Source organism: Cryobacterium sp. 10I5, assembly GCF_035019865.1.
GTDB lineage: Bacteria > Actinomycetota > Actinomycetes > Actinomycetales > Microbacteriaceae > Cryobacterium > Cryobacterium breve_A.
In genome coordinates, this window is record NZ_JASJVI010000158.1 from 1 (window position 1) to 3,875 (window position 3,875).

Consider the following 3,875-nt stretch of genomic DNA (forward strand, 5'->3'; position numbering starts at 1 on the left):
ATGGAGGCCTACGTCCACGGCGTCTCGACCCGGAAAGTCGACGACCTGGTCAAGGCCCTCGGTGCGGACACCGGGATCTCCAAGTCGGAAGTGTCCCGGATCTGCGCGGGCCTGGACGCTGAGGTGGCCGAGTTCCGCGACCGAACCCTTGCCGCGCAGGACTTCCCCTATGTGTTCCTCGACGCCACCTACTGCAAGGCCCGCGTCGGCCACCGGATCGTGTCCCAGGCCATCGTCGTCGCGGTCGGGGTGGCCGCTGACGGACGCCGGGAAGTCCTCGGCTTCGACGTCGGTGACAGCGAGAACGAGGGCTTCTGGACCAGCTTCCTGCGGTCGTTGAAGACCCGCGGCCTCGACGGGGTCAAGCTGGTCATGTCTGACGCCCACACCGGCCTCAAGAAAGCCATCGGGACCGTGTTCCAGGGCACCGGCTGGCAGCGATGCCGGGTCCATTTCATGCGCAACGTCCTCGCCGTGGTGCCGAAGGGATCGCAAGAGATGGTCGCCTCGATCATCCGCACCATCTTCGCCCAGCCCGACCGCGAGCACATCGAGAAGCAGTTCCGGGAGGTCACCACAATGCTCGGCCGCTCGCACCCGAAGGTCGCCGAGATGCTCGTCGACGCGCAACCCGACCTGCTCGCGTTCGCGGGGTTTCCGCGGCGGCACTGGCGCCAGATCTGGTCCACGAATCCGCTATCTGTTAACCGGCTCTCCAACGACACGTTCCTCTCGACACTTTCAATGACGAGAGTTCAACGACCGTTGGGGTGGAAGCTGTTGGAGACCGAGGGACAAGGGAGTTCAAGCTATGACCGTTTCAGCGAGGAAGCTCGAGGGCACATTTCGCATCGTTGGCGATTGGGGCGACGCCGCATCGGCAAATGCCTTTCTCGATCACCTCGATACTCGAGCGTTCAGCCCGAGCACGGTTCGCTCCTATGCGTTCGACATCGTCAACTTCGCACGGTTTCTGTTGGCGAGGGGCAGCACCCTTGTCGAGGTCTCGCCGATGATGGTCTTCGACTGGATTGACTGGCAAGGCGTTCGTTCACACGGCACATCTGACCGGGCCGAGGAAGCTTCGGGCGCGGTGCGCACCGCGGCAGCGTCGACGGTCAATCGCCGGGTCGCGGCGGTGAGGGCGTTGTTCGAATACTTGGTGATGGCTGGCGCCTGCCCCAGCAATCCCGTCCCGTCTCCGCGACGGCGCACCAGCCCGGGCGCCTCTTCCCGTGGCCTGCTGGGACATCTGGGCGCCGGACGCTCACGCGGCGGGGGCCGGCTGGTGCGTCAGCCCCAGATGCTGCCGGAATCCCTGCCCGTTAGCGACGTCGACCGTTTCCTGCGTTCGCTTGATACGCACCGCGACCGCGCGATCGTGTTGGTGATGCTGCTGGGCGGTTTGCGGGCCGCGGAAGTGCGCGGGCTGCAGCTATCCGATGTCGACCTCGGGCGTCGCCGCCTGCGCGTCGTGGGCAAGGGATCGAAAGAACGGCACGTCCCCGTCGACTGCGCGTTCTTCACCGAGGTTGCCGCCTACTTGCGTTACGAACGCCCCACCGGGGTGAAATCATCGGAGTGTTTCCTCGTGTTAAGAGGGCCAACCACGGGACAACCATTGACGGAAGCGGGTCTTCGTGGGGTGTTCCGCCGCCACCGGGAGGCATCGGGGGCGACTCGGGTGCGTCCCCACCGATTGCGGCACACCTATGGCACCGAGCTGGCCTCGGCCGGTATCAACCTGTTGGCACTGCGGGAGCTGATGGGCCACGTTTCTCCGGACACTACCGCCCGCTACGTCCACCTCAGTATCGAACACCTCGCCGCCGAATACGCCGCCGCCCGCGCAACCCTCGCCGCCAACGCCCGATGACGATCATCATGACCACCGTGTCCTTACCGCCAGTGCTGACGCTGCGAGACGGGTACCTCGAGAATCTGTCGGTTCTCGGCCTGGGGCCCAGGGCCATGCGGGATCGCGTTCGGATCGTTGACGTTTTCCTCGGCAATCACCCAGACCTGGTCGAGTGGATGAACCTGCCGACGTTGACTCGCTGCGAGGAGTTGGTTCGCACCGGCGCCTGGCCCGTCATCGTCTATGCCGTCGCCCACAACGGCCTGCTACTGGACGTGGAACTGATTGGGGCGAAGAACCTCACAGGCATCGGCGCAGCGCTCGAGACGCGCGACCCGGATGGATTCGCCCGGGTGCGCGCCGCCGGCAACCGGCTCGGATGGACATCGAAATGGGTCGAAACACTACTCGGTGAATGCCTGGCCGTGCTCCTCGCCTGGACGGGAGGAACAACGGCGCAGCTCACCACCGACATCATCGACTCGTTCGAAACGGGACTCAGCGCCACGACGACACTGACGCCGTCGATGCTCCGCGCCTACCGCGCACGACTGGCAGGGCTGAGAGTGATCCTGTTCGACACAACAGTGATCGACACGCCACCTCGGCGGCGGCCCACCGCGTCGAGTTACGAGGAACGCTTCGCGACCGTGGAGATGGCACCCTCGTTGCGCAAAACATTCCTGCGTTACGTCACCGTCCGCTCCGCAGTGGCCCGTCCCAGCACAGTGGACTGCCTGATAAATGACCTGCTGCCGTTTGCGGAATACCTCACCGCCCACGCGCCGGAGATACGACACCTCCGTCACCTGCGACGCCACCACATCGAGGCCTACCTGATCTGGAACCGCCACCGGTCCTGGCGCGGCCGCCATGCCGCCGCCGGCGCGGACCGCACCATCTCGACCGCTGTCGCGCAGGCGGCCGTATTGACGCTGCGGAACATGTTTGACGACATCACCGACTGGGGCTGGAAAGACGTCCCCACCCGCCGACTGGTATTCCGGGCCGACATCCCCAAGCTCGGTCAGCCGCTGCCGCGCGCTCTCGCCCCCGACATCGATGCGGCGCTGATGGCAGCCGTTGACGCCCTCGACGATCTCTTCGCCCGCGTCGCCGTTACGGTGTTGCGCCGCACCGGATTGCGCATCGGTGAGCTCCTCGACCTAGAACTGGGCAGCGTCTATGACTATGGCCCCACCGGGTCCTGGCTGAAAGTCCCCCTCGGCAAACTCACCACCGAGCGGATGGTTCCCCTGGACGCGACCGCGCTGGCCGCCCTCGATCAATGGATTGGGCAGCGCGGTCCCTCACGGGCACTGCCCCACCCTCGGACCGGAACAGTCACAGACTTCCTCTTTACTAACCACGGCCGACGACTTGGTCCGACCCGGATCCGCAACGGCCTAATCGCCGCTAGCGCCGCTGCGGGACTCCGAGCCGCCGATGGGGCGGCCCTGGTGGTGACGCCGCACCAACTCCGCCACACCTGGGCCACCGAGCTCGCCAATGCCGGGATGAGCCTGCAAGCGCTGATGGCGCTGCTGGGCCACGCGACCGCACAAATGACCGTCCGGTATGCCACCCTCGCCTCGCCGACCCTGCGAGTCGCCTACGACGACGCCGTCGGCAAAATGCGCCGACAACTGACACTCACTCCGGTCGGCCGCCCGATCGTTCCCGACAAGGTGGCCTGGCTCAACAGCGAGATGATCAAAACCCGTGTCGCCCACGGATATTGCTCCCGGCACGAAAGCGCCGGCGCCTGTTCCTATGCGAACATCTGCGAGAACTGCGCCAACTTCACGACCGGCCCAGAGTTCACCGACGCTCTCACCGAGCAACTCCACGACATCCAAGCCCTCAAAACCGATGCCGAACAACGCGGCTGGGACGGCGAAGCAGCCAGACACGCCACCACCGCGGCAGCCCTCACCAGCCACCTCCGCCAAGTCCGACGGTGACACCAAAACCCCCAATCCCCTTGACCTGACAACGAGAGCCGGTTAATGGAACG

General features: G+C 65.5%; 2 protein-coding genes and 1 pseudogene. All 3 read left to right on the plus strand.

All coding sequences use genetic code 11. The annotated features are described in order from the left end of the window. Positions 1–699: pseudogene (locus QN350_RS19215) on the plus strand (IS256 family transposase); the annotation flags it as partial. A 112-nt stretch (positions 700–811) separates the two neighbouring features. After that, entirely contained in the window at positions 812–1,876 is a 1,065-nt protein-coding gene (locus tag QN350_RS19220) for a tyrosine-type recombinase/integrase (protein WP_322137434.1), read from the plus strand. Between the two features lie 17 nt (positions 1,877–1,893). Further along, complete coding sequence (locus tag QN350_RS19225) at positions 1,894–3,822, plus strand: tyrosine-type recombinase/integrase (protein ID WP_323517136.1); 1,929 nt, start codon at positions 1,894–1,896, stop codon at positions 3,820–3,822. The last annotated feature ends 53 nt before the right edge of the window (positions 3,823–3,875 follow it).

Excerpts from the sequence above, each read along its gene's own strand:
- QN350_RS19220 (WP_322137434.1), top strand. The coding sequence starts at position 812 with ATGACCGTTTCAGCGAGGAAGCTCGAGGGCACATTTCGCATCGTTGGC.